The sequence below is a fragment of the Syntrophaceae bacterium genome (genome assembly GCA_013177795.1).
In the GTDB taxonomy this organism is placed as follows: Bacteria; Desulfobacterota; Syntrophia; order Syntrophales; family UBA2192; genus UBA2192.
Map to the genome: position 1 here is coordinate 740,037 of JABLXY010000003.1, position 23,369 is coordinate 763,405.

General features: G+C 66.6%; 25 protein-coding genes and 3 pseudogenes. 24 read left to right on the forward strand and 4 right to left on the reverse strand.

Going from position 1 to position 23,369, the window contains the following annotated elements; genetic code table 11:
* Nucleotides 1-2 precede the first annotated feature (2 nt).
* The 24 genes from flhF to flaF all read left to right on the forward strand — a co-directional run bounded on the left by flhF (nucleotide 3) and on the right by flaF (nucleotide 19,213).
* On the forward strand, nucleotides 3-1,166 hold the full coding sequence (flhF, locus tag HPY67_13390) for a flagellar biosynthesis protein FlhF (GenBank protein ID NPV05718.1): 1,164 nt from the start codon (nucleotides 3-5) through the stop codon (nucleotides 1,164-1,166).
* Nucleotides 1,167-1,350: 184 nt separating this feature from the next.
* The gene (locus tag HPY67_13395; GenBank protein ID NPV05719.1) at nucleotides 1,351-2,292 is read left to right on the forward strand and encodes a MinD/ParA family protein; all 942 of its coding nucleotides are present in this window, start codon (nucleotides 1,351-1,353) and stop codon (nucleotides 2,290-2,292) included.
* On the forward strand, nucleotides 2,259-3,011 hold the full coding sequence (locus tag HPY67_13400; protein ID NPV05720.1) for a FliA/WhiG family RNA polymerase sigma factor: 753 nt from the start codon (nucleotides 2,259-2,261) through the stop codon (nucleotides 3,009-3,011). The genes HPY67_13395 and HPY67_13400 overlap by 34 nt, the downstream gene beginning before the upstream one ends.
* Before the next feature lie 12 nt (nucleotides 3,012-3,023).
* A complete protein-coding gene (locus HPY67_13405) occupies nucleotides 3,024-3,665 on the forward strand; it encodes a flagellar basal body-associated FliL family protein (GenBank protein NPV05721.1) in 642 nt (213 codons plus the stop codon).
* A gap of 61 nt (nucleotides 3,666-3,726) precedes the next feature.
* Nucleotides 3,727-4,044 (forward strand): hypothetical protein, encoded by a 318-nt coding sequence (locus HPY67_13410; protein NPV05722.1) that lies wholly within the window; start codon nucleotides 3,727-3,729, stop codon nucleotides 4,042-4,044.
* 37 nt (nucleotides 4,045-4,081) lie between these two features.
* A complete protein-coding gene (locus tag HPY67_13415; GenBank protein NPV05723.1) occupies nucleotides 4,082-4,915 on the forward strand; it encodes a HAMP domain-containing histidine kinase in 834 nt (277 codons plus the stop codon).
* Nucleotides 4,916-5,051: 136 nt separating this feature from the next.
* Nucleotides 5,052-5,372: a hypothetical protein gene (locus tag HPY67_13420; protein ID NPV05724.1), complete on the forward strand. Its 321-nt coding sequence runs from the start codon at nucleotides 5,052-5,054 to the stop codon at nucleotides 5,370-5,372.
* A gap of 45 nt (nucleotides 5,373-5,417) precedes the next feature.
* On the forward strand, nucleotides 5,418-5,906 hold the full coding sequence (locus tag HPY67_13425; GenBank protein ID NPV05725.1) for a hypothetical protein: 489 nt from the start codon (nucleotides 5,418-5,420) through the stop codon (nucleotides 5,904-5,906).
* Entirely contained in the window at nucleotides 5,906-7,045 is a 1,140-nt protein-coding gene (locus HPY67_13430; protein ID NPV05726.1) for a hypothetical protein, read from the forward strand. Before HPY67_13425 ends, HPY67_13430 begins: the two co-directional genes overlap by 1 nt.
* Nucleotides 7,046-7,111: 66 nt before the next feature.
* Nucleotides 7,112-7,408: a flagellar biosynthesis protein FlhB gene (locus HPY67_13435; protein NPV05727.1), complete on the forward strand. Its 297-nt coding sequence runs from the start codon at nucleotides 7,112-7,114 to the stop codon at nucleotides 7,406-7,408.
* A 299-nt stretch (nucleotides 7,409-7,707) separates the two neighbouring features.
* On the forward strand, nucleotides 7,708-8,421 hold the full coding sequence (gene flgF / locus HPY67_13440; GenBank protein ID NPV05728.1) for a flagellar basal-body rod protein FlgF: 714 nt from the start codon (nucleotides 7,708-7,710) through the stop codon (nucleotides 8,419-8,421).
* Between the two features lie 55 nt (nucleotides 8,422-8,476).
* Complete coding sequence (flgG, locus tag HPY67_13445; protein NPV05729.1) at nucleotides 8,477-9,262, forward strand: flagellar basal-body rod protein FlgG; 786 nt, start codon at nucleotides 8,477-8,479, stop codon at nucleotides 9,260-9,262.
* Between the two features lie 6 nt (nucleotides 9,263-9,268).
* The gene (flgA, locus tag HPY67_13450; GenBank protein NPV05730.1) at nucleotides 9,269-9,994 is read left to right on the forward strand and encodes a flagellar basal body P-ring formation protein FlgA; all 726 of its coding nucleotides are present in this window, start codon (nucleotides 9,269-9,271) and stop codon (nucleotides 9,992-9,994) included.
* Nucleotides 9,995-10,013: 19 nt separating this feature from the next.
* Nucleotides 10,014-10,703: a flagellar basal body L-ring protein FlgH gene (locus HPY67_13455; GenBank protein ID NPV05731.1), complete on the forward strand. Its 690-nt coding sequence runs from the start codon at nucleotides 10,014-10,016 to the stop codon at nucleotides 10,701-10,703.
* Nucleotides 10,704-10,838: 135 nt separating this feature from the next.
* Nucleotides 10,839-12,008, forward strand: a complete 1,170-nt coding sequence (locus HPY67_13460) for a flagellar basal body P-ring protein FlgI (GenBank protein ID NPV05732.1) — start codon at nucleotides 10,839-10,841, stop codon at nucleotides 12,006-12,008.
* Nucleotides 12,009-12,019: 11 nt separating this feature from the next.
* Nucleotides 12,020-12,415: a hypothetical protein gene (locus HPY67_13465; protein NPV05733.1), complete on the forward strand. Its 396-nt coding sequence runs from the start codon at nucleotides 12,020-12,022 to the stop codon at nucleotides 12,413-12,415.
* A gap of 45 nt (nucleotides 12,416-12,460) precedes the next feature.
* Nucleotides 12,461-12,778, forward strand: a complete 318-nt coding sequence (gene flgM, locus HPY67_13470; GenBank protein NPV05734.1) for a flagellar biosynthesis anti-sigma factor FlgM — start codon at nucleotides 12,461-12,463, stop codon at nucleotides 12,776-12,778.
* A gap of 170 nt (nucleotides 12,779-12,948) precedes the next feature.
* Nucleotides 12,949-13,500 carry a flagellar protein FlgN gene (locus tag HPY67_13475; protein ID NPV05735.1) on the forward strand — a complete coding sequence of 184 codons (552 nt, stop codon included), beginning with the start codon at nucleotides 12,949-12,951 and terminating at the stop codon, nucleotides 13,498-13,500.
* Nucleotides 13,501-13,504: 4 nt separating this feature from the next.
* On the forward strand, nucleotides 13,505-14,884 hold the full coding sequence (gene flgK / locus HPY67_13480; protein ID NPV05736.1) for a flagellar hook-associated protein FlgK: 1,380 nt from the start codon (nucleotides 13,505-13,507) through the stop codon (nucleotides 14,882-14,884).
* 27 nt (nucleotides 14,885-14,911) lie between these two features.
* Entirely contained in the window at nucleotides 14,912-16,417 is a 1,506-nt protein-coding gene (locus HPY67_13485) for a hypothetical protein (protein NPV05737.1), read from the forward strand.
* Between the two features lie 195 nt (nucleotides 16,418-16,612).
* The gene (locus tag HPY67_13490) at nucleotides 16,613-17,434 is read left to right on the forward strand and encodes a flagellin (protein ID NPV05738.1); all 822 of its coding nucleotides are present in this window, start codon (nucleotides 16,613-16,615) and stop codon (nucleotides 17,432-17,434) included.
* 133 nt (nucleotides 17,435-17,567) lie between these two features.
* The gene (locus HPY67_13495) at nucleotides 17,568-18,440 is read left to right on the forward strand and encodes a hypothetical protein (GenBank protein ID NPV05739.1); all 873 of its coding nucleotides are present in this window, start codon (nucleotides 17,568-17,570) and stop codon (nucleotides 18,438-18,440) included.
* 4 nt (nucleotides 18,441-18,444) lie between these two features.
* Nucleotides 18,445-18,861, forward strand: coding sequence for a flagellar protein FlbT (locus HPY67_13500; protein ID NPV05740.1), 417 nt, complete (start codon nucleotides 18,445-18,447; stop codon nucleotides 18,859-18,861).
* The gene (gene flaF / locus HPY67_13505; protein ID NPV05741.1) at nucleotides 18,824-19,213 is read left to right on the forward strand and encodes a flagellar biosynthesis regulator FlaF; all 390 of its coding nucleotides are present in this window, start codon (nucleotides 18,824-18,826) and stop codon (nucleotides 19,211-19,213) included. Before HPY67_13500 ends, flaF begins: the two co-directional genes overlap by 38 nt.
* Before the next feature lie 126 nt (nucleotides 19,214-19,339).
* On the opposite strand, the gene HPY67_13510 is transcribed toward flaF, so the two are convergent.
* The 4 genes and pseudogenes from HPY67_13510 to HPY67_13525 all read right to left on the reverse strand — a co-directional run bounded on the left by HPY67_13510 (nucleotide 19,340) and on the right by HPY67_13525 (nucleotide 22,765).
* The gene (locus tag HPY67_13510; GenBank protein ID NPV05742.1) at nucleotides 19,340-20,266 is read right to left on the reverse strand and encodes a hypothetical protein; all 927 of its coding nucleotides are present in this window, start codon (nucleotides 20,264-20,266) and stop codon (nucleotides 19,340-19,342) included.
* Nucleotides 20,267-20,368: 102 nt separating this feature from the next.
* Nucleotides 20,369-21,043 (reverse strand): annotated as a pseudogene (locus HPY67_13515) (glycosyltransferase).
* A gap of 474 nt (nucleotides 21,044-21,517) precedes the next feature.
* Nucleotides 21,518-21,967: pseudogene (locus HPY67_13520) on the reverse strand (glycosyltransferase family 2 protein).
* 414 nt (nucleotides 21,968-22,381) lie between these two features.
* Nucleotides 22,382-22,765, reverse strand: a pseudogene (locus HPY67_13525) (tetratricopeptide repeat protein).
* Nucleotides 22,766-23,369: the final 604 nt, after the last annotated feature.

Sequence of the window (23,369 nt, forward strand, 5' to 3'; positions counted from 1 at the left end):
CCGTGCAGATCAAGCGTTTCGAAGCCGCCAGCACGCAGGAAGCCTTGTTGAAGATCAAGAGCGAGCTCGGGCCGGATGCCGTGGTGCTCTCGACGAGGAAGCTCCGCGGGGGGAGGGACCCGCTCGTCGAGGTCACCGCTGCCGTGGACGAGCGCCCGGAAGGCCGCCGCGAAGGCGCGCGGCCCGCGGGCCCGCCCGCTCCGGTTGCGCCCGACGGCGAAGGGGAGGCCGTGGCCCGCGCGCTGCGGCGCGACCTGGAGGAGATCAAGGGGCTTTTGGCCGAGTCCGCCCTTCGCTCCTTCCCCTACGGGGAGTTCCTCGAGATGCGGGAGATGCTCGACACGTTCTTCGACACCATGGGGTTCCAGCGCAAGGAGAAGTTCCCCGGGGCACTGCTGAAGATCTACCACCGGCTCGTCTCGTCCGGCGTGTCGCGCCCGAAGGCCTTCCTGCTCGTGAGCACGCTGAACCGCAACCTGCCGCCGGGGAAGCTGCAGGACGAGGAGGCCGTGGGCCGCACCGCCGAGAAGCTGCTGGCCATGTCCATCGGCCTCTCCTACCGGGGCGAGGAGAGGAGGCGCATCTGCGCCTTCGTGGGGCCCACCGGCGCGGGGAAGACGACGACCCTGGCGAAGATCGCGGCCCGGGCGGCCCTCGAGGAGAAGAAGAAGGTCGGCCTCATCACGACGGACACCTACCGCATCGCCGCCGCGGAGCAGCTCAAGACCTACGCACGGATCATGCAGATCCCCATCGAGGTGGTCCCCGACAAGGCGGCCTTCCGGATGGCCCTGGCGAAACTCGCGGACCGGGACCTCGTCCTGGTGGACACGCCCGGCAAGAACACGGCGGAGCCCGGCTACATCGACAGGCTGCGGGATCTCTTCGAGCTCGACGCCCCCGTGGAGGCCAGCCTCCTGCTGCCCCTGACGTCGAGCCAGGACAACCTGGCCGAGAACGTCGCGCGGTTCAAACCCGTGGGCTACCGCTCGATCATCTTCACCAAGCTCGACGAGGACCGGCATTTCGGCAGGATCTACAACATCATCGACCAGGAGCGCAAGCCCGTCTCCTGGGTGACCAACGGGCAGAACGTCCCGCAGGACATCGAGAGGATCGACCCGGGGCGGCTGGCCCGGATGATCATGACCAGCACGATGCAGTGAGAAGACAGAGGGTAAGAGGGTAAGAAGGTAAGAAGGGACGTTAAGAAGAAATGAAGGGATAGAGATCGAAGAAGCGGATGATGCGCGATGTAACACAGACGCATCCAACCTTCTGATCCTCTCACTTTCTTACCTTCTTATGCAGGCGGCCGAAGGGCCGACAGCGGCGGCAGCGGAATCGGGTATGTCATCAAACGGAGGTGCTTTTCAGTTGGATCAGGCAACCTTGCTCAGGCGGATGAAAAAGGCCTCGGAACTCAAGGAAGGATCGATCGACCCCTGCCCCGGGGGGGTCTCTGCGGAGCGGGCGCCCCGGCGGGCGACCCGCGTGATTGCGATCACGAGCGGCAAGGGCGGCGTCGGCAAGACCAACATCGCGGCGAACCTGGCCTATCATCTCTCCCGGATGAAGAAGAGGACCCTCGTCCTGGACGCGGACATGGGCCTCGCGAACATCGACGTGATCCTGGGGCTCGCGCCGAAGTACAATCTCTATCACGTCCTGCGGGGCGAGAAGGCGCTTGCCGAGGTGATCGTCGAGGGGCCCGGCGGCATGCAGATCCTGCCTGCCACCTCGGGCATCCCCGAGATGGCGGACCTGTCCCGGGGCGAGAAGCTCGCCCTGCTCGATGAGCTCGACGGGCTGGGCAGCGAGCTGGACTTCATGCTCATCGACACGGCCGCGGGCATCGCGGGCAACGTGATCTACTTCAACGTGGCCGCCCGGGAGATCATCGTCGTCGCCTCGCCGGAGCCCACCTCCATCACCGACGCCTACGCCCTGATCAAGATCCTCTACAGCCAGCACGGCGAGAAGCGCTTCATGCTCCTGGCGAACATGGTGAAGAACTCCAGCGAGGCCCGGGAGGTGTTCCTGAAGGTGAGCAACGCCACCTCGCATTTCCTGAATCTCTCCATCGAGTCCCTCGGGTACGTCCTGGACGACACCCGGGTGACCGAAGCGGTGCGGCAGCAGAAGGCCCTGGCGGAGGCCTTTCCCGAATCCAAGGCGAACAAGTGCCTGCAGTCCATCGCCCGGAAGCTCTGCAGGATCCAGCCCGGCCCCGTCGAGTCGGGCAGCCTGAAGTTCTTCTGGAAGTCCATCGTCGAGAAACCGCGCGGGTAGGGGCGGACGTGAACAAGAAGGAACGGGACAAGCTGATTCTGAAATACGCCCCTCTCGTCAAGAGCATCGTCGACCGGATCGCCTGCAAGGTGCCCGCGCACGTGGCCGAGCGCGATGACCTCATCAACGTGGGGGTCATCGGCCTGATCTCCGCCCTGGAGAAGTTCGACAAGGGGCGAAACGTCCAGTTCGAGACGTACGCGCGCTTCCGCATCCGCGGCGCCGTCCTCGACGAGCTGCGGGCGAGGGACTGGCAGCCGCGCTCGGCGCGCAACAAGGACGCCCGGATCGAGAAGGCAATGCTCGCCCTCCAGAAGCAGCTCGGCCGGCCCCCCGACGAGGCGGAAATCGCCGAGTTCATGGAGCTGTCGCTCGAGGACTACCACCAGCTCCTCGACGAGGCCTCGGGCGTGTCGCTGCTGTCGAGCGAGGACCTGCCGCCCGACTACTGCGAGAAGTACGCCGCCTACGACGTGCTGGAAAAGATGGACCAGGGCAGCCCCCTGTCGATCCTGGCCCGGGGCGAGGTGCGGAAGATCCTCAAGGATGCCATCGAGGCGCTGCCCGACAAGGAGAAGCTGGTGCTGTCGCTCTACTACTACGAGGAACTCACCATGAAGGAGATCGGCTGCGTGATGAATCTCACCGAATCCCGGGTCTGCCAGCTCCACTCGCAGGCGGTGCTGCGGCTCCGGGGCAGGGTGAAAGAGCTCCGGTAGGCGGGCAAGGCCATGGCGCGGCGCGTAGAACTCGATCTGCTGGAAATCGACGGGCCGGCGGAAGCCCCGGGCACGGCACCGGCGGGGATCGCCGCCGAGGCGGGTCCTGCCCCGCCGAAGCGCATGTCGCTGCTGCTGCGGCTCCGCGCATGCCTGCAGAGGGCCCTCGGCGTGTTCGGGCGGCCGGGCCCCTCGCTCGGGTGGAGGGCTCTGCTGAACTGGAAAGTCCTCGCGGCGGGCGTCACTGGGCTCCTTCTCCTCTCGGCCGCCGCCGGGTCCCTCGTCTATTTCCGCCATCAGGGGGAGGAGCGGATCACCGCCGGGCAGCAGACGGCGGCCGTCCCGGCCGCCCCGGCGGTCCACGAGGCCGTATTCCCCGATTTCAGCATCGACGTCAAGGATGCCAAAGGCCGCTACCGCTTCCTGCAGTGCGACGTCACGGTCGAGTTTCACGGGGCGGTGGAGCTCACGGAGGACCGGAAGGTGGAGATCCGCAGGGCGATCTACCACGCGGCGAAGAAGAGGGGGCCCGAGTGGATCGGGAAGCCCGATTCCGGCAGCCGGTTCAAGAGGGACGTGCGGGAGGAGCTGCAGAGCGTCCTGGGCGAGGGGACGCTGAAAAACGTGTACCTGACCCGGTTCGTGTGGTTATAGGGAACGGGGCCCGGGGAACGGGCGGAAGGGGGATCGGGAGATGCCGCGTCCGGCGAGATTTGTGATTGCTTTTTTCATCGTGCTGCTTTATTCAGGCTGGGCCTCGGCCCTCACGGCCGACGAGGTCATCCGGCTCAAAAAGGCCGGGGTCAGCGAAGAGACCATCCGGCTCATGATCGAGCAGGAGCAGGCCGGCAGGCCGAACCCGTCCGACCGGATCGGCACCCGGGAGGTCAGGGACGACGCGGGCAATACTTCGGTCATCCATTCGACGGGCGCCCCCACGGCGGCCGGGCAGAACCTGTCGGAGCAGGAAAAGGTCGACAGGGCATGGAAAATGCTTCAAAATCAAAACGTGATCATCGACCGCCGGCGTTAGGCCGGGAAGAGCCGGGGAGAAAGCGGAGAAGGGGGATATGATCAAGCCCAAGGAAGTGAGGGAAACGAGGGAAACGAGGGAAGCCGAGGTGTTCCGCCTCCTGGAGCGGGAGTTCGAAGGCACCTTCATCGAGGAGCTCATCCCGGGGATCCTGCACAACTTCGCCAATCCTCTCAACGGGATCATCGGGCGCACGCGGCTGCTGCAGCGGCGTCTCGAGGAAGCCATCCGCAAGACCCGTGAGGCCTACCCGGACGCGGAGCGCACCCTCGGGGAGGACCACGCGAAGCTCCTCAAGGACATCGAGCTCATCACCCGCGAGTCGGACCGGCTCTTCGACCTCTTCAAGCACGTCTCGGGGAAGTTCTACGCCATCGGCGACCGCAACATCCAGCAGGTGAATCTCTCGGAGCTCGTGGAGAACGAGATCCGGTTCTTCGATTTCTACCTGGATTTCAAGCACAACGTGAAGAAGATCATGGACCTCGACGCGGATCTGCACGACGTCGCCGGCTCCCCCGCCGACTACTCCATCTTCATCTCCACCTGGGTCCGTTACGCCATGGAGGCCATGAAGGACAGCCCCGTGAAGGAATTCTTCGTGTCCACGGCCCGCCGCAACGGCCGGGTCGTGCTCAAGTTCCAGGACACGGGACGCCCCATGCCGCCCGAGCTGAGGGACGCGATCCTGCAGGGGCGCCAGGGACAGGAATGCAGGGACGAGCGGGCCGCGGGGCTCCTGCTGGCCGTCTCCCTGCTGCGCAAGTACGACGTCCGGTTCGAGGTCGGCCACGAGGCGGGGATCAACATCTTCGCCATGGAAATCCCCTGCCAGCCCGCCGGGATGAGAAAGAAAGCGGCCAGGAGGTAAGGCGCGGCGGGATTAAAGATTCCGGCCCGATCCGTCGATTGCATGAACAGGGACGTCAGGACGGTTCCCGGCCCCCCGCGAGGTTCGAGGGGACGGCTTCCCGGGGACGCACCCGCCGGGAAGGGGAGATCCGGTCATGCTGAGGGCGGTCGATGTACAGCAGATCCTGCTGCAGACGACGTCGGTGGAGAGAATCCAGCAGACGCAGCAGCAGCAGTCCGACCTGCAGCAGCGCTACGTGGCCGCGCACACGACCGAGGAGAAGAAGCTGCTCAAGGAGAAGGTGAAGGAATCGGACGAGACCGAGAAGGCCCGGGTCCAGCGCGAGGAGGAAAGGGAGCGGAGGCGCAGACCGGCCCGGGAGCCCCGGCAGTCCGACGAGAAGCCCCGCCCGGCGGCCGGTCAGGAAGACAGCCCCGCGGAGGGCCAGGGCAGCCGGATCAGCATCCGGGTCTGATTCGTCATCCCGTCATCGCAAGGCATCCGCGGCGGCAACCAACCCATGGGCATCATGGACATCGACCCGAAAACCTTTTTCGCCATCCAGGTGCTGGCCGACGTGGTTCTGTGCGTGGCCGTCGTCTTCATCCTCGGCAGGGTCAACCGCGAATTGAGGCGCAGGCCTTCCGGCGTCGACCCCGCGAGCCTGGCCGAGCTCAAGCGGGTCATCGAGGATTCCCAGAAGGCGACGACGGCGCTGATCGGGGCCATGGAGGAGAGCAAGAGGGCCCTCCGGGACATCTCGCGCGCCATCGACGAGAAGGAGGCCCGCCTGCGGGACTGCATGGAGGCGGCTTCCGCGCAGATCGACAGGCTCGACGAGGCCGGTGACGGCGCCGCCGGGAGCCGTCCGGAGCGGGACCGCGACGAGGTCCTCCGGCTCGCCGGCCAGGGTTTCACCCCGGCGGAGATCGCGGGGAGCCTCGGGCTCACGGAAGGCGAGATCCGCCTCATCCTGGACCTGGCCCGCCGCAGCGCTGACGTCCGCTGATGACCCCCGGCGTCCAATTCCCCACCCATCTCCGGCCCGCTGACGAACCGGTCCTGCAGATCCGGACCGGGCAGCCGCCGCCGGGCATGTCCCCGGGCCAGACCGTCGAGGTCCGCGTACTGGAGCGGCTGGCCGACGGGCGGCTTCTCATCCGCGCGGGCGAAACGCACCTGACGGCCGAGGCGGCCCCGGCGCTGCGTCCCGGCCAGACGCTGACCGCGCGGGTGGAGAGCCTCCTTCCCCGGGTCGTGCTGTCGGTTGTGCCCTCGGCCGAGGAGCGCCTGATCGCGGAGCAGCTCCGGGCCTTCCGGTCCAACCCCGCCGCGCTCACCCAGAGCCTCGCGGAGCTGGCCGCGGTTCTCGGCGGCAGGACGGGCGGCGCCGCCCCGCAGGCGGGCCCCGATTTCCTGGCCGCGATCCTCGATGCGCTCAGGGCGGTCCTGCCGGGCCGGGAGCGGATCGGGGAGGGCTTCTCGCTCACCGACTTCGCCCGGACGCTTGGCCTGCTCACGGAGAGCGACCTGAGAAGGATCCTGGAAAAGCCCGGAGACCGCCAGACATCCCTGCCGGCCAACCTGAAGACAAGCCTGATGCGGGGCCTCCGCGAACTCCAGGCGGTCCCCGGGACGGGCGAACCCGCCCCCGTAGAGACCGGCACGGCCCGCCCGCTCATCCCGGCCCTGGAGAAGGCCCTGCGGGCGATCGAGGGCCGGCAGCTCCTCGACGTCCACCTCCAGCAGGGCGAGGGGAAGCTGCTGTTCCAGGTGCCCCTCCTCATGGCCGGTCATGTGGGAAACGCGAGCATCCTCATCGAGCGCGACGGGCAGCGCGCCCTCCCGGGCGGGCGGGGCGGGGCGTTCCGGGTGCTCTTCGCCCTCGAGATGGACGCCCTGGGCGACGTGATGGCGCAGGCGCACTTCAGCGCAAACACGGTGACGTGCAGCGTGCACTGCGCAGGCGCGGACGCGGCGTCGTTCGTCGCGGGCCTGCTCCCTGCACTCAACGATCAACTGGTCCGGGCGGGGTACCGCGTGGCGGGCCTCGAGGTGCTCGTCGACCGCCGGGTCCGAGAGACGATGCAGGATCGCCTCCGGGAGGCAATCTGCGGCGATGGCGCCGTGCTGAGCGTATTTGCGTAGGAAGAGGCGCAAGGCAAAAGGCATAAGGCATAAGGGAAGAGGCTCGTGAGAAGAAAGGCACCCCCGATCGGCGAGACGAGGCAGCAGAGACAGAAGATCGCGGCGGCGCTCCGCTACGATGCGGCCACGGGAGACGCCCCGAGGCTCACGGCGAAGGGCAGGGGGGCCGTGGCCGAAAAGATCATCGAGCTTGCCCGGCGCCACGACATCCCCGTGCGCGAGGACAGGGCCCTCGTCGAGATCCTGAGCCGGCTCGAGATCGACCGGCAGATCCCCCCGGAACTCTACCGGGCCGTGGCGGAGATCCTCGCCTTCGTCTACTCCGCCAACGAGAGGTACCGGGAAGACAGGGGGCAAGAGTAGAGGATCGGGGGAACAGGGCAGGGACAGAGAAGCGCACCGCCCGATGGAGACCCCGCAGGCAATATTTTCCCGCCCCGCCCAGAATTACCCGCCTCTTTTCACAGGCCCAGGGTCTGCACCCCTTCGGCCCGTCGACCGACCAAAGTCCCTTCCGATGATAAATCCTTGAAATTCAACTAGTTGGCCTTCTCCTCTCTTTTCCCTCCTCGTGCCTTGAGCCTTGTGCCTTCTGCCTGTCTTCGATGGCACGCCCGTTGCCTCCTATGGGGTCGACACCACCCGGAGCGGAAACGATTGCCATGATGTACGGTGTGAACACGGCGGTCAGCGCGGCCGTCAAGAAGCTCTCCCAGCACGACTACGTGACCCACAACCTGGCCAATGCCAACACGCCGGGCTTCAAGGCCGAGCGGCTGATTTTCGTGCGGAGGCCCGGGACGGACCCCATGGCCGAGGACGGCTTCAGCCACGACCCCGTCGTCCTGGTCGACCACTCGCCGGGGACGCTGCAGAAGAGCGGAAACCCTCTCGACGTGGCCATCCAGGGGGAGGGGTACTTCGTCATCGAGACGAAGGACGGCGAGCGCTACACGCGCAACGGCAGCTTCACCCTCAACCAGAACCGGGAGCTCGTGACCCAGTCCGGCGACGCCGTGCTGGGCGAGGGCGGCAGGATCACGATTTCCGGCAAGAAGATCCAGATCTCGAATGCGGGGGCCGTCAGCGTCGACGGCAGCGAGGTGGGGAAGCTGAAGATCGTCGATTTCAAGAAGAAGGACGCGCTCGTGAAGCGGGGAGCCGGTCTTTTCGAGGCTTCCGACAAGGCCGAGCAGGCCGCGCTGGAAAACCCGGAGGTCCGCTCGGGCTACCTCGAGACCTCCAACGTCCAGGCCGTCAAGGAGATGATCGAGATGATCGACATCCAGCGCTCCTTCGAGGCCTACCTCAAGATCATGCAGACGATGAGCGAGCAGGACCGACTGGCGACGGGCCGGATCGGCAAGCTGACGTAAAAACAGGCATTTAGGAAAAAGGCTAAAGGCGAAAGCCCTTTTGGGAGGATTCGATATGATCCGATCTCTGTACACGGCGGCCACGGGCATGCTGGCCCAGCAGATCAACCAGGACGTCGTCGCCAACAACCTGGCGAACGTCCAGACCCCCGGCTTCAAGAGCTCCAGGGCCGAGTTCCAGGACCTCATGTACCAGGTGAGCCGGCAGGCGGGCGTGGGCACCACGTCCGGCACGGCGCTGCCCCTGGGCATGGAGGTGGGCCTGGGCTCGAAGCTCACGTCGATCCAGAAGACCTTCACCCAGGGCGACTACCAGCAGACGGGCAACCGCTTCGACTGGGCCATCGAGGGCGACGGCTTCTTCCAGGTCGACGACGGCAACGGCAAGACCCTCTACACCCGGGCCGGAAGCTGGAAGATCAGCAAGGACCTCTACCTCGTGAATTCCGAGGGCCTCAAGCTGATCCCCGAGGTCACCGTGCCCACGGGGACGGTCACCTTCACCGTCGATGCCGGCGGCACCTGGACGGCCAAGGACAAGGGCGGTGCGACCCTCGCCTCGGGCCGCCTCGAGCTGGCCAAGTTCGCCAACCCCGCGGGGCTGACGAACCTGGGCCGCAACCTCTACGCCAAGACCGACGGCTCCGGCGAGCCTGTCACGGGAAACCCCGACACGGAAGGCTTCGGGACCATCTCCCAGACCTTCCTGGAGATGTCCAACGTCAACGTCGTCGACGAGATGGTCCAGATGATCGTCGGCCAGCGGGCCTACGAGATCAACTCCAAGGCCATCCAGACGGCCGACAACATGTTGGCCATGGTCAACAACCTCAAGAGGTAAGACGCGATGAAACGCCCCCACGCCCTGTCCGCCCTTGCCGTCCTCCTGATCGCCCTTGCCTGCGCGTGCGGCGTCGCGGCCGACTGCGGGGCGGCGCCCGTCGGGGAGAAGGCGATCAAGGAAGCCGTGAAAAAGCACGTCGAGGACAACGCGCCCTGGCCGAGGGACCGGGTGCGCGTCGAGTTCTTCGGCGCGATGCCCGAGGTGTCCGTCGCCGGCGGGCCCACCGACATCCAGGTCCGCAGCCGCGCGGGCGAGCAGTACATCGGGCGCACGTCCTTCACCGTGCGCTTCTCGAAGGGCGACACCGTCGTCCGCGAGGAGACGGTGCGCGTGCGGATCGAGGTCCTCACCGACGTCGTCGTCAGCACCCGGGGCATCCTGCGCGACGCCGTCATCAGGCCCGACGACGTGACCGTGACGAGCAAGTGGATGGACACGGCCACCACGGGGACCCTGGCGGACGCCGGCGAGGCGGTGGGCAAGAGGGCGACGGCCCGGCTCAACCCCGGCACGGAGATCACGCGGCAGATGCTGCGCTCGGTGCCCGTCGTGAAGAAGGGCGAGGTCGTCCGCATCGTCCTCGAGAGCGGCCCCATGACGATTTCCGCCGTCGGCCTGTGCCAGGAGGACGGCGGCCAGGGGGACCTCATCCGGGTCCAGAACGTGTCGTCGAAAAAGATCATCTTCGCCCGGGTGATGGGCACCGCCCTCGTCCGCGTGGACTTCTGAGAAAGGGAGGCGCAAGCGCATGAAAGTCTTCCGCACCGCTCTGTCGATGACCCTGCTTCTGCTGCTCACGGGCTGCCTGGCCACGAGCTACGACGCCGCCATGAACCGCGAGCCCGTCGTGCTTCCTCCCCCGGCGCCGCAGGAGATCAGGCAGACGCCGTCCCCGGGCTCCATCTGGCCGGGGGCGACGTCCAACAACCTGCTCTTCACCGACCGCAAGGCCCGCAACATCGGCGACATCGTGACGATCGTCGTCGACGAGAAGGCCGAGGGCGAGAACAACGCCAACACGGACACCAAGCGCCAGACGTCGACCACGGCGGGGATCACCGGGTTCGTCCAGACCAACCCCGACAAGCGGTTCGTCGCCGGCTACTCCCTGGGCGGCGCTGCGGACAGCTCCCTGAAGGGCGAGGGCAAGACCAACCGCGACGGCAGCCTCAAGGGCCGCATCAGCGCCCGCGTCGTGCGGGTGCTGCCCAACGGCAACCTCGTCATCGAGGGCCGCCGCATGCTCACGGTCAACGCCGAGGACCAGTTCATGGTGATCACCGGGATCATCCGGCCCGATGACGTCACGACGGACAACCTCGTCTACTCGCAGTACATCGCCGATGCCCGGATCGTCTACGCGGGCAAGGGGGTTGTGGACGACAAGATGCGGCCGGGCTGGCTGACGCGGGTCGTGGACTGGGTGTGGCCGTTTTAGGCTTCAGGCATCAGGCAACAGGCTTTGGGCAACGACCGGTCGAATATTGAAAAAGGTCAATCGAAACGGCCATATGGGCAACAAAATTGCAAGAATGGATACCTGACGGTGGGGATGAAGATGAGCCGGAATCGCATGAACAGGGGAATTCTCACAGGGGTTGTGCTCGCCTTGGCGGCCTGCCTGCTGATGCCCGTCCCGGCCGGGGCGGCGCGGATCAAGGACATCGCCTCGATCGGCGGGATCCGGGACAACCAGCTCGTCGGCTACGGCCTCGTGGTGGGCCTCATGAACACGGGCGACAGCATCAAGAACGGCTTCACGAAAGAAACCCTCTCGAACATGCTCGCCCGGCAGGGCCTTGCCATGCGGGACAAGGACCTCAAGTCCAACAACATCGCCGCCGTGATGGTCACCGCCGTTCTGCCGCCCTTCGCCAAGGCGGGCTCCAAGCTCGACGTCATGGTCTCCTCCGTCGGCGACGCCAAGAGCCTCCTGGGGGGCACGCTTCTCATGACGCCGCTCCGGGGCGCCGACGGCGAGATCTACGCCGTGGCGCAGGGCGCCGTGGTGATCGGGGGCTTCGTGGCGGGCGCCAATTCGGGCTCGGGCAGCGCCGTGGCGAAGAACCACACGACCGTGGGCTACATCACCAACGGGGCCCTCATCGAGAAGGAGCTCCAGTACGACTTCACGAAGACGCGCCAGCTCACGGTGAACCTCTACCAGCCCGACTTCACGACGCTCACCCGGCTGGCCTCGACGATCCATTCCCGGGTCGGGGACGTGGACGTGCAGCTCGTCGACTCGGGCTCCGCCGTGATCACCGTGAAGAGCTCCTACAAGGGGAGCATCGTGAGTCTGCTGTCCGCCATCGAGAACCTCGACGTCTCCGTCGACACGCCGGCCGTGGTCGTGCTCAACGAGAAGACGGGCACCGTCGTCATGGGGGAAAACGTCCGGATCTCGACGATCGCCGTGGCGCACGGGAACCTCAGCTTCCAGATCCGGGAGGAGTTCAACGTCTCCCAGCCCCTGCCCTTTGCCCCGCGGGGCACGGGAGGCGCCGTCGACGCAGGCCGGGGCGTGACGATGGGCCCCGGCGGCCAGACCGTCGTGACCCCGAGCAGCCAGGTCAACGTGTCCGAGGAGAAGAGATCCCTCACCGTGGTGCCCCGGGGGGTCACCATCCAGGAGGTGGTGCGCGCCCTCAACGCCATGGGCGTCACCCCGAGGGACCTCATCCAGATTCTTCAGACCATCAAGGCCGCGGGCTCCCTGCAGGCCGACCTGAAGGTGATGTAGGAGCGCTGAACATGGAAGAAATCCGGCATATTCCGCCCCTGGCGACGCAGAACCTGGCCCGGATGTCGGCCCGGGCCGACGCCGCTTCCCCCGAGGACGAGGAAAAGGACCGGAAACTGAGGAAGTCCTGCGCCGATTTCGAAGCGTTGTTCATCAGTTACATCTTTCAGACGATGCGAAAGACCATCCCCGAGAGCACTGCCACGACCCGGATGCCCGGAAAAGACACCTACACGATGATCATGGACCACAAGCTCTCCGAGGACCTGGCCCGCCGGGGCGGGATCGGGCTGCAGAAGATTCTCTACGAGCAGCTGAGGCAGCCCCGGGGGGTCGTGAAACCGGGGGAGGCCGCCGGGGCGGAACCGCCGGAATCGGCCGTGAAAAAAACGCTAAAGACGGACTAGGGTTTTGCCGATCAGTGTGTTAAGATTCCCGCAGAGGTGTACGAAATGAAGATTTCCAAAGTCGACGACGCCACCCTCCAGATGATCCAGCACTACCAGAAGGCCGACAAGGTCGAGGACCGTGCGCAGGAGAAACCGGAGAAGGCCGGCGCCGCCAATCTCGTACCCGAGGAAAAGGTGAATCTTTCCACCACGGCAAAGGACGTGCAGAGCCTGAAGAATGCCGTCTCGAGCCTGCCCGACGTCAGGGAGGACAGGGTCCAGAACCTGCGGGAGCAGATCGAGAAGGGCACCTACAAGGTCGACGCGGAGAAGGTTGCCGAGAAGATGGTGGGAGAGTCGCTGCTCGATGTCCTTTCCTGAGCGAATCGGACTGATTCCCCCCGTTACAACTCAAGGGCTCCAGACCCGTCCGTATCCCGAAACCGTCCGCAGAACGTAAGGAAGGGCGGGGCGCCGGAAACGGCCCCCGCCGGATTCCCGCAAAGCCGGCCCGCCCGACGGCCGGCCATGCCACGCAGGACAGGTGCGCCATGCTGAACCCGAATCTGCAGATGACCCACGAACCGGAGGGGAGGGCCGACCTGGAGACCCTCCTGGGCTCCCTGCTGTCCGTTCTCCGCAAGGAGGTCGAGGTCTACGGCGAACTCGCCGAGGCCGTCGCCCTCGAGGCGGACATCCTCCGGAGGCCCTCCCTGGAGAGCCTCCACGAGAGCAATGCCCGCAAGGAGACCTGCATCCTCAAGTCCCGGCTCCTGGAGGAGGTCCGGTTGAAAACGGTCGGCCGGATCGCGTCGGCCCTGGGGCTCGACGAAGAGGGGCTGACGCTCCAGGCGATCCTGCCCCACGCGCAGGGCGGCCTGGGGCGGGACCTCCGGGACTGCCACCGGGAACTGCGCGCACTGGCCGCCCGGATCCGGGAAGCGAACCGCCGCAACGGGCGCCTGCTGGATGCGTCGCTCGAGGGGGTCCGCGCCGGCACCGAGTTCCTCGGCAGCCTCCTCGGCGGGGGCGCGACGTACCTCGACTCGGGTGCCTTGAAACAAAGCGGCCTGAGCGGCCGCATCTGCTCGGAGAGAGGGTGACCCCATGTCCGGCATCTACCAGATCCTCAACACGGCGAAGGAAGGCCTCCTGGCGGCCCAGGTCGGCATGGCGGTGACGGGCGCCAACGTCACCAACGCCCACACGCCCGGTTACGTCCGGCAGCGGGCCGTCATGGCGGCGACCAGCCCCGGCGCAGCGGCCGGCAGCGACATCCAGACCGGCGTGGAGGTCACGACGATCGAGCGGCTCTACAACCGCTTCATCGAGCTCCAGATGGTCGAGCAGTCCTCCCAGGTCGGAGAGGCCTCGATCCGCAAGGAGACCCTGGACCGCATCGAGACGATCTTCAACGAGACCGACGGCGGGGGCCTCAACGAGCTGATGAACCGGTTCTGGAGCGCCTGGGAAGACCTCTCGGCCAACCCCGCGGGGCAGGTGGAGCGGACGGCCCTGGCCAACGCCGCGGACAGCCTGGCCGGGATGTTCCGGGAGTACGCCGGCGAATTGTACAGTATCCGGGCCGACTGCAACACGCAGGTGGCCGCGGCGGTCGGCGAGCTCAACGGGTACCTCGCCGACATCGCCTCCCTGAACGGGAAGATCATCGAGGGCCTGAGCGGCGGCGTGAACGTCAACAACCTCCTGGACCAGCGCTCGGCGCTGCTCAAGAAAGCGGCCGGGCTCATCGATATCCAGTACGTGGAGGAGGCGGGCGGGGCCGTCAACGTCCTGACCTCCGACGGCCGGTCCCTCGTCCAGGGGATCGCCTCGTGGCAGCTGGGCGTCCAGGTCCGGAGCGACGGCTACTACGACGTCGTCTATGCCGACAACCCGGCGGCCCCCATCAACGGCACCATCGGCGGCGGGAAGCTGGCGGGGCTCATCGGCATGCGGGACACGGCCGCGAAGGGTTACCAGGACGCGCTCGACAGCCTGGCCGGTGCGATGGTCGACGCCGTCAACACCCTGCACGCCTCCGGCTTCGACGGTTACCGCAACGCGGGGGGGACCTTCTTCGATCCCCTCGGCGCCACGGGGGCGCGCGACATGCGGGTGTCGGCCGCCGTCCTGGGCGACCCGAACCGGATCGCCGCGTCGGCGACCGTGCAAGCCGATGGGGACAACGCCCGGGCGATCGCCGGCATCCGGGACTCCATCCTCATGGGCGGCGTGGCCACCCTGGGGGAATTCTACGCCTCGCTGGTGGGGCAGATCGGCCGCGACGCGACAGAAGCCGCCCGGCGGGAGGCGCACGAGACGGGCGTGATGACCCAGATGGAGAACGCCTGGGAGCAGACCTCGGGCGTTTCCATCGACGAGGAGATGATGAGCCTCATCAAGTATCAAATGAGCTATCAGGCGGCGGCCCGTCTTGCCAAGGCCGCGGACGAGATCCTCCAGTCGCTCCTGGAGATGACGTAAGGGGCGGCGGGGCAGAGAGGTTTGGGTATGCGAATCACGGAGACCCTGCGTTACGAGTCGCTCATCGCCAGCCTGGGGCGGGCACAGGGCAACTACAGCTCCCTCATGGAGCAGATGGCGTCGCAGAAGAAGATCAACCGGCCCTCGGACGACCCCGTGGGGGCGACGCGCGTGCTCGATTTCCGGGGCGTGCGCGACGCCATTGCCCAGTACGGGCGCAACATCGAAAACGCCGACGCGTGGCTGCAGCTGAGCGAGACGAAGCTCGAGAACATCAGCGACCTCATCGGCAAGGCCCGCGAGGCGGGCATCAACGACCAGTCTTCGCAGACCCGCCAGGTCCTCGCCCAGAACGTGGGGTCGCTCATCGAGGAGATCCTCTCGCTGGCCAATTCGAAGTTCGGAGACCGCTGGCTCTTCGCGGGGTCGCGGACGGACCGGGCCCCCTTCGAGCGGATCATCCTGCCCGTGGCCCACTCGGCCAACGGCTTCGACGGCTCCGTCTTCTCCGGCGGGACCTACACGGGGACGGCGGACAAGACCTACACCGTGCGGATCGCCTCCGGCGGGGCGCCGGGCACGGCGACCTACGAGGTGTCCGAGGACGGCGGGGCAACGTGGGGCGCCGCGGCCGCCGTGCCTGCATCGGGGATCGTGAGCCTCGGCGGCGGCCTGACGGTCCGGTTCGGCGACGACGGCACGACGGACCTCACGGCGGGCGACCTCTTCACCGTGAACGCCTACGCGGGCGGCCGGACCACGGACGCCCGCGTGGAAGCGCCGCAAGCAGCGGCGAACAACGCCTTCGCGGGCACCGTGGCGCTCGACGCGTCGAGCGGCACCTACGGCGGGCAGAGCAACCGCACCTACGTCGTGCAGTTCGTCAACGGCGGCGGCGCCGTCGGGGAGGCCGATTACCGCATCTCCACGGACGGCGGGAAGACCTGGGGCGCTGTGCAGACGGCCCCCTGGGGCGACACGATCACCGTGGACGATTCGGCGGGGCACGAGCAGGTGCTGCGGTTCACGGCCGCGGGGCCGGCCGACGGGTTTGCGGAAAACGACCTGTTCTACGTCAACGTCTACGCCCCGGGCGTCTACAGCGGCAACGGAGAGGACCTCTCCGTCGCCACGGGCCGCGGCAGCCGCATGGTCTACAACGTCACCGGGGAGGAGGCCTTCACGGACCGGGGCCGGGGCACCGTGGACCTCTTCGCCGCGCTGGAGTCCCTGAAGACGGCTCTCGAGCAGGGGGACCGCGCGGGCGTCATCGCCCAGGTCGACCGCCTCACCACGGCCCAGGACACGATCCGGCAGTACGTCGCCGAGAGCGGGGCCCGGCGCAGCAGCCTCCAGATTTCCAAGCAGAATTACCAGGTCCTCGACGACAAGATCGCGGGACTCGTGTCCGCGACGGAGGGTGTCGACCTCGAACGGCTCATCGTCGAGTTCAAGATGAAGGAGACCGCCCTGCAGGCCTCCTACGCGATGTCGGTCCAGATCGGCAGGATGTCGATCCTGCAGTATCTGTAGGGATAGCGCTCAAGTTTTCCGGGAAAGGGTCCGATAGGTACCGGTGAAAGGGCTTTGAAATCCGGAAAGGAGGTTAAGCGACAGCGCGGCGAGAGCCGCATGCCGGGCATGCAGCCCAAATCACGGAACCCGACGCTCTTTCGGACCCGCCGGCAAGAATGCCGGCCACAACATCCAGAAAAGGAGACTTGATTCATGGCTATCAATGACATCTCTTTGACCTCCGGAATGCGGAACAACCTCGTCAGCCTGCAGGGCACCGTCGAGCTTCTCAACCGCACCCAGGAACGTCTCGCCACCGGCAAGCGGGTGAACAGCCCCCTGGACAACGCGACCAACTACTTCGTGGCCAAGTCCCACATGGACCGCGCCACGGACCTCAGCGTCCGCAAGGACGGCATGAGCGAGGCCATCCAGACGGTCAAGGCGGCCAACGCGGGCATCCAGGCCATCACGGACCTGATCGCGAGCGCCAAGGGTATCGCCCAGTCGGCCCTCTCGGCGGGGACGGCGGAGCGCTCCGTTCTGGCGGCCCAGTACGACCAGATCCGGACACAGATCGACCAGCTTGCCGAGGACTCCGGCTACAAGGGCACGAACCTCCTGGATTCGGGCGATCTCACGGTCCAGTTCAACGAGGACGGCACCAACTCGCTGACCATCTCCGGCTTCGACGCCTCGACGGCCAGCCTCGGGATCGATGCCGCCGTCGGCAACTGGGCGGACGTCAACGACATCAGCGGCACGGGCGGCGCCATCGCGGATCTCGACGCGGCGCTCAACACGCTGCGGGCACAGGCCAAGAACCTGTCGTCGAACCTCAACATCATCACGACGCGAAGCTCGTTCACGCAGGGGATGATCAACGTCCTCACGGAGGGCGCCACCAACCTCACGGCGGCCGACACGAACGAGGAGGGAGCCAACATGCTCATGCTCCAGGTCCGGCAGTCCCTGGGCACGACGGCCCTCAGCCTCTCGGCCCAGGCGGCGCAGTCGGTCCTGAGGTTGTTTTAGCAACGGGGACCTGAGCGGGAGCGCCTATCTCCCCTCGGATCAGGCCCCCATGCAAGACCAGACTCTCGCATAGGCCCGGCACGAGGAGGGGCCCCGCGCCCCTCCCCGTGCCTGCCGTGCAGGAGGTCGTGTTATGGACGGAATCAAAGCAGCCACAGACCGGGCGCTGATCGCCGCCGAGCATGCGAGATCGTCGATGGACGCGGCGACGAAGCGGATCGCGACGGGCCGGAAGATCAACGCCGCCGCGGACGACCCGGCCCGGTGGGCGTCGACGCAGAAGGCGCGGTCGGTCGACGGGCACCTGCAGGCCGTCAACGCCGGCCTCGAGACCGTCGCAATCGGCATCCGCGGCGCCGACCAGGCCATGGCCGCCATCGAGGAGCACCTCGACCAGATGATCGAGATGGTCAAGCTCTTTCCGCCATACCCGGAGGGGGACAACGCGGAGGAGCGGATCCGGATGCTGCGGAGCTTCAACGGGATCCGGAGGCTCATCGACCAGCTGACGGTCCCGCCGAGGGACGACCTGGGGCAGGCGATCATGTCCGACCCCGCCGCGAACGACGTGCCCGACTCCTGGCCGGTCATCGTCAACGAGCAGGGCGACGTCAAGACGATTCGGAGGCAGGAGGTCCACACGGGGCCCACGGGTCTCAACATCCCCGAGCTCACCGAGGCGGACCTGACCGAAGACGGGCGGGCAGGCGGACCCCTGAGCCGGCAGAAGCTCGACGGCATCGCGGCCAATCTCGAAAACGCCAAGGCGATCCTGCGGCAGCGCAGGGCCGCCCTCGGCAGCGACGCGGCCGCCATCGCCCGGGCGAAGACGTCCAACGCGGAGGCTGCGAACTTCCACAAGGCCTACGCGGAAAAGCTGGAGAGCGCCGACATCAACGAGACGGCCGCGCAGGTAACGAGCATCCAACTCAAGCAGTCCCTGGCCCTCGAGTCGCTGGGAAGCATCACGTCCATGCGCTCGGAGCTGGTCGCGCTGCTGAAGTGATCCCATGGCCCTGAGAATCGAGCTGAAACCGCGCGAGCGGTTCATCCTGGGGGGAGCCGTCATCCAGAACGGCGATAGCCGCTCGGAGTGGATCCTGGAGAACAACGTCCCGATTCTCCGCGGGAAAAACATCATGAGCCTCGAGAAGGCCGACACCCCGTGCAAGCGGGTCTACTTCCTGATCCAGCTCATGTACGTGGAGGGGGGCAATCTCGAGGGGCACCAGGAAACATACTGGACCCTGGTCCGCGACATCGTCCGGGCGGCGCCCAGCCTGCTCGATCTCGTCGACGCCATCAACGAACACATCGTGGGGGGCCGATACTACGAGGCCCTCAAGCTGACGCGGAAACTCATCACCGAAGAGGAGAGGTTGATTCAACATGCAAACGCAGGTACAGGCCTACCGGAACACCCATAAGATGGTCATGTCGGACCGGGAAGTGGAGGCAGCGGTCCTCACGAAGGCGGCCCTCATGCTCCGCGACTGCCAGGAGAACTGGACCCGCGGCGGCAGCAACGGCATGCTCGACGAGGCGCTGCGCTACAACCAGCTCGTCTGGAGCATCTTCCAGGCGGAGATCACCCGGAAGGACCACCCGATGCCCGTGGACCTGCGGCAGAAGATCCTGACACTCAGCCGCTTCATCGACCGGCGCATCTTCGAGGTCATGGCCTACCCGAATGCGGGCAAGCTCGACGCCATCATCAACATCAACCTCAACCTCGCCGCCGGGCTGAGAGGGTCTCCCGAAGGGGATCTGGAGGACTGACCGCCGCGGGCGGAAAGACGGAACCAAAGGGGGGCGGGCCGATGGACATATCGGACCGCCCCCTTCGTTTGACCGTGATTTGCCTGAGACGGATCCGCCGTGACTCCCGTGCGCGGGGGATGCCCGTCACGGCCGGAGCGGCTCGCCCCGTCTGTCGGAGGCCGATGCCGTCTGCAGCGGCGGGATGTCGGCCCCCAGGGCCGACATGATCTGACCGACCTCTTCCGGCGAGCCTTCGAGCCCGCGGCATTTCAGCGCGTCCGCCCACAGCCTGCGGGCTTCCGCAAGAAGCGCTTCGGCGTCATGGCCGCGGCCGGCCTCCCGCAGGCGTGCGGCGTAGACCTGGAAAAAGGCGGCAGGGTTGAGTTCCCGGCCCGACAGCGCACGGATCCCCTCCTCGGCCTCGGCGCGCCGGCCCGCGAGCAGGCAGGCGGCGCAGAGGAGAGCCGCTGCGGGCGGGTAGTCGCCCGTTGTGGAAAGGAGGCTTTCGAGTCTCTCGGCTGCCTTTTCCGGGCATCCTTGGTAAAATTCGGCCATGGCCAGGTTCAGGGCAGCCTCCTTCAGCCCGGGGTCAATGGCCAGCGCCTTGCGGGAGGCGTCGATCGCCCTGCCGTACTGCCCGGTTTCGAGGTAGGCGTGCCCAAGGTTCAGGAATGCCAGGGGCAGGTCATCCCGGCAGCCGAGCGAAAGATACCGCTGCCACAACTCGATGGCCTCCGCAAACCGCCGAAGCCTCCCTGCCTGGACGGCCAGCTCGTAGACCGCCCGGGGATTCCCGTCTGTCGCCTCGAGTTTCTGCCGTCCCAGCCGGTAGTAGAACTCGCCCTTGCTCCTGCCGGCAAGCGGCCCGTAGTGATGGACCGGGACGTCGCAGGCGGCCCAGCGAAGGCCGTGGCGTTCCATGGCAGGCTCGACCATCTCGTGGACGGCCCCCTCGTAGCGGATGCGGGGGTCGTTGCGGAAGAGCCGGACCTTCCTGCTCGGGAACCACCCGGGCCCTGCCTCCTCGGAAGGATACAGGCCGTCGTTGCCCGTCCATCCCTCGGCATTCATCTCGGTCGAATAGTTCCTTGTGGGGAGGACAAACCCGGCTGCGTCCTCGGGTGCCGTCGCGGCGAGCCGGACCAGCCGCTCCGCATCCGCCGGTGCGAGGGCCTCATCGGCATCGAGGATGAAGATCCAGTCCCCCGTCGCCCTGGAGAGCGAGAAGTTCCTCGCCGCCGCGAAGTCGTCGCACCAGGGGAAATCGAATACGTTTGCGCCCGAAGCAAGGGCGATCTCCCGGGTCCGGTCTTTCGACCCCGTGTCCACGACGATCATCTCGGAGACGGCCGCCCGGACGCTCGAAAGGGCCCGGCCGATCGATGCCTCCTCGTCGCGGGCGATCATGCAGAGGCTGATGGCCGGGCGCTCCGCGAAACCCTCGCTCGGCGGGTCAGCCGCCGGGTGTGAGGCCCCGCCGCGCGCAAGAGATGCCGCAGCCTCGGGGCGTCCCGCCTGTCTCAGTTTCGTCGCATACGACTGCAGGAAGGATGTGTCCGTGAAACCGGCTTGGCGCAGTGCGGCCAGAGGAACGCTTGCCTTTTCCCTCTCCCCTCGGACAAGGTAGGCAGCGGCCAGCAAGGCGCTGGCGGGGGGATAGTTCTCGACCCGCTCGAGCAGCCTCTCCAGGATCGAGATCGTCTGTGTCACGTCGCCGGCGTAGAACTCCGCCATGGCGCAGTTGAGACAGGCCTCCTTCATGCCCGGGTCGAGAGCCACGGCCTTTCTTGCGCTGTCGAGCGCCTCGCGATACCTGCCGGCCTCCAGATGGAGGTGAGCAAGGTTCATGTGTGCCTGGGCGCTGTCCGGCTCGAGGGAAACGACACGGGACCAGAGTGCGAAGGCCTCCTCGCGGTCTCCGAGTTCCATCGCCTGTATGGCCAGCTCGCGGACACTCCGGGCGTCGGATCCGTTGTCCTCGAGTTTCTTCTTGCCCAGGTCGAAGTAATTTTTCCCTTTTTCAAGGGTCTTCCCGGGGTCGAGCTTCCCGTAGTGATGCACGGGGACGGCGAGCGCCTCGGGCTTCAGCCCGATTCTCTTTAGCGAGGGTTCCACGATCTCGTGGACGCGGTTTTCGAAGCGGATCCGCTTGTCCCGGCTGAAGAGCCTCACCTTGCCGCTCGGGAACCAGCCGCTTCCGGCCTCTTCGGCATACTGCCCGTCGTTGGCCTGCCAGCCTCTCTGCTGGGGGATGTCGAGGTAGTTTCGGGTCACCATCGTGAAGGCGCGGGGCTTCCCAGGCGCCTTGGCCGTAAATTTCCTGAAGACCGGGTAATCGCGCGGCGAGAGGACCTCGTCGGCGTCGAGAACGAGGACCCAGTCCCCCGTCGCCTTCGAAAGCGAGAAGTTCCTCGCCTCGGCGAAGTCCTCGGTCCAGGCAAAATCGTACACCTGTGCGCCGAGAGCCCGGCTGAGCTCCCGCGTGCGGTCCGTCGAGCCCGTGTCGACGACGATGATCTCGTCCACCACGGGCTTGGCGCTCAGGAGACAGCGGGCGATGTGCTTCTCCTCGTTCTTCACGATCATGCACAGCGACACCCGTGCCTTTTTCTTCGAAGCATCCCTCATCCCGGCGTGCGGGCCGACCCGGTCCCTCACGTGCAACGCCGACGCGAGGAACGCGTCGTCGATGTCGAAGAGCGTCAAGGCGTGCTCGATCTCCCCCATCGCCTCCTCGTGCCTGCCGAGGCCGATGAGCAGGTCGATGAGCATGAGCCGCAGGTGGCGGCAGTCGGGATAAAGGGCCCTCGCCTCGCGGAAGAGGTCCGCTGCGCTCTCCTGCCTTCCGAGGGACGCCGCCGCGGCGTGGTAGCGTTCCGCACAGTCCGGCACGTGGGGCGAGAGGATAAAGCCCCTCTCCAGGAGTCCATAGGCGTCTTCCTGGTTTCCGGATGCCCATTGCAGCACCCCGAGGTTCGTGAGCGGCTCGCCCCATGCGGGGTCGCAGGCGGCCGCCCTGCGGAAGTGCGTTTCCGCCCCCTGGCGGTCTCCCCTCTTGTAGGCGAGCACGCCCTTGAGGTTGACCGCACGGGCGTTGCCCTCATCGAGGGCAAGCGCCTCGTCGGCGAGTCTTTCCGCCTCGGCGTCCTCGTTGAGACCCTCGCGGCAGTATCCCGTAAGGACAAGGTGCATCCTGCGGTTTGCCTTGTCCGGGACCGCTTCGAGAATGTCGAGGGCTTCCCGGTGGTGCTTCGCCTCGATGAGGGTCTCTGCCAGTTCGCCGTAGATCTCCCACGCACCCGGCGCTTCCCTCATGGCCTCGACGTATCCGGCGACCGCAGCCCGCAGGTCACCCCGCTGATAACGTTCCCGGGCTTTTTCACGGATGTTTCGCGATTGCAGAAATCTTCCCTCGGCGCTCTCGCGGCCGGCGGCGTTCCATTTGCGCCGAAAGATTTTTCGGTTGCCTGCCAGGGAAGACCCGCAGTCGATCCGGTTCCCGATGAAGCTGCGGCTCCCGAAGTGATGGACGAAGACATCCCCGGCGATGTAATTCCGGTATCCTGCCATGAGCGCGCGCAGGCAGAAATCGTCATCCTCGAAATTGCCGGTCCCGAAGCTCTCGTCGAGAAGACCGATCCTGTCCACAAGCGCCTTCCGGAAGAGCATGCAGAAGCCGACGACCCGCCCCGACTCGATGCGGCGATGCCGGTGTCTGTCGCGGAACAGCCGGGCGAACCCGTCCAGGCCCTCCAGCGACGCATACCCGACGGACTCCATCTTCTGCCGGCCGCTGATTGCGTTCGTCAGGGGGCCCACGATGCCCGCGCCGGGCGCGCCTTTCAGGCAGTCAAGCATCCCGGAGAGCCACCCTTCGGTCACGACGGTGTCGTTGTTGAGAAGGAGGATGAACTCGCCCGCGGCGGCCTCGATCCCCTGGTTGCAGCCCTTCGCGAAGCCGAGGTTCGAGCCGTTTTCGATCAGCCGATAGTGCCCGTTCTCCCCGACGAGCTTCCGCAGCCACTGGACCGTCCCGTCCGTGGAGCCGTTGTCGACGAAGATGATCTCATGCGGCTCCGGCGTGTGCCTGCGGACGCTCTCGACGCAGCGCCTCGTGTACTCGAGTTCGTTGAAGGTGAGGATGACGATTGAGACGAGGCCGGCTGAGGCCCCC

Bases quoted from the DNA above. Each gene is read 5' to 3' on its own strand.
- HPY67_13395 (NPV05719.1), top strand. From the start codon at position 1,351: ATGTCATCAAACGGAGGTGCTTTTCAGTTGGATCAGGCAACCTTGCTC.
- HPY67_13405 (NPV05721.1), top strand. From the start codon at position 3,024: ATGGCGCGGCGCGTAGAACTCGATCTGCTGGAAATCGACGGGCCGGCG.
- HPY67_13415 (NPV05723.1), top strand. From the start codon at position 4,082: ATGATCAAGCCCAAGGAAGTGAGGGAAACGAGGGAAACGAGGGAAGCC.
- HPY67_13420 (NPV05724.1), top strand. From the start codon at position 5,052: ATGCTGAGGGCGGTCGATGTACAGCAGATCCTGCTGCAGACGACGTCG.
- HPY67_13425 (NPV05725.1), top strand. From the start codon at position 5,418: ATGGGCATCATGGACATCGACCCGAAAACCTTTTTCGCCATCCAGGTG.
- HPY67_13430 (NPV05726.1), top strand. From the start codon at position 5,906: ATGACCCCCGGCGTCCAATTCCCCACCCATCTCCGGCCCGCTGACGAA.
- flgF (NPV05728.1), top strand. From the start codon at position 7,708: ATGATGTACGGTGTGAACACGGCGGTCAGCGCGGCCGTCAAGAAGCTC.
- flgG (NPV05729.1), top strand. From the start codon at position 8,477: ATGATCCGATCTCTGTACACGGCGGCCACGGGCATGCTGGCCCAGCAG.
- flgA (NPV05730.1), top strand. From the start codon at position 9,269: ATGAAACGCCCCCACGCCCTGTCCGCCCTTGCCGTCCTCCTGATCGCC.
- HPY67_13455 (NPV05731.1), top strand. From the start codon at position 10,014: ATGAAAGTCTTCCGCACCGCTCTGTCGATGACCCTGCTTCTGCTGCTC.
- HPY67_13460 (NPV05732.1), top strand. From the start codon at position 10,839: ATGAACAGGGGAATTCTCACAGGGGTTGTGCTCGCCTTGGCGGCCTGC.
- HPY67_13465 (NPV05733.1), top strand. From the start codon at position 12,020: ATGGAAGAAATCCGGCATATTCCGCCCCTGGCGACGCAGAACCTGGCC.
- flgM (NPV05734.1), top strand. From the start codon at position 12,461: ATGAAGATTTCCAAAGTCGACGACGCCACCCTCCAGATGATCCAGCAC.
- HPY67_13475 (NPV05735.1), top strand. From the start codon at position 12,949: ATGCTGAACCCGAATCTGCAGATGACCCACGAACCGGAGGGGAGGGCC.
- flgK (NPV05736.1), top strand. From the start codon at position 13,505: ATGTCCGGCATCTACCAGATCCTCAACACGGCGAAGGAAGGCCTCCTG.
- HPY67_13485 (NPV05737.1), top strand. From the start codon at position 14,912: ATGCGAATCACGGAGACCCTGCGTTACGAGTCGCTCATCGCCAGCCTG.
- HPY67_13490 (NPV05738.1), top strand. From the start codon at position 16,613: ATGGCTATCAATGACATCTCTTTGACCTCCGGAATGCGGAACAACCTC.
- HPY67_13495 (NPV05739.1), top strand. From the start codon at position 17,568: ATGGACGGAATCAAAGCAGCCACAGACCGGGCGCTGATCGCCGCCGAG.
- HPY67_13500 (NPV05740.1), top strand. From the start codon at position 18,445: ATGGCCCTGAGAATCGAGCTGAAACCGCGCGAGCGGTTCATCCTGGGG.
- flaF (NPV05741.1), top strand. From the start codon at position 18,824: ATGCAAACGCAGGTACAGGCCTACCGGAACACCCATAAGATGGTCATG.
- HPY67_13510 (NPV05742.1), bottom strand. From the start codon at position 20,266: ATGAATGCCGAGGGATGGACGGGCAACGACGGCCTGTATCCTTCCGAG.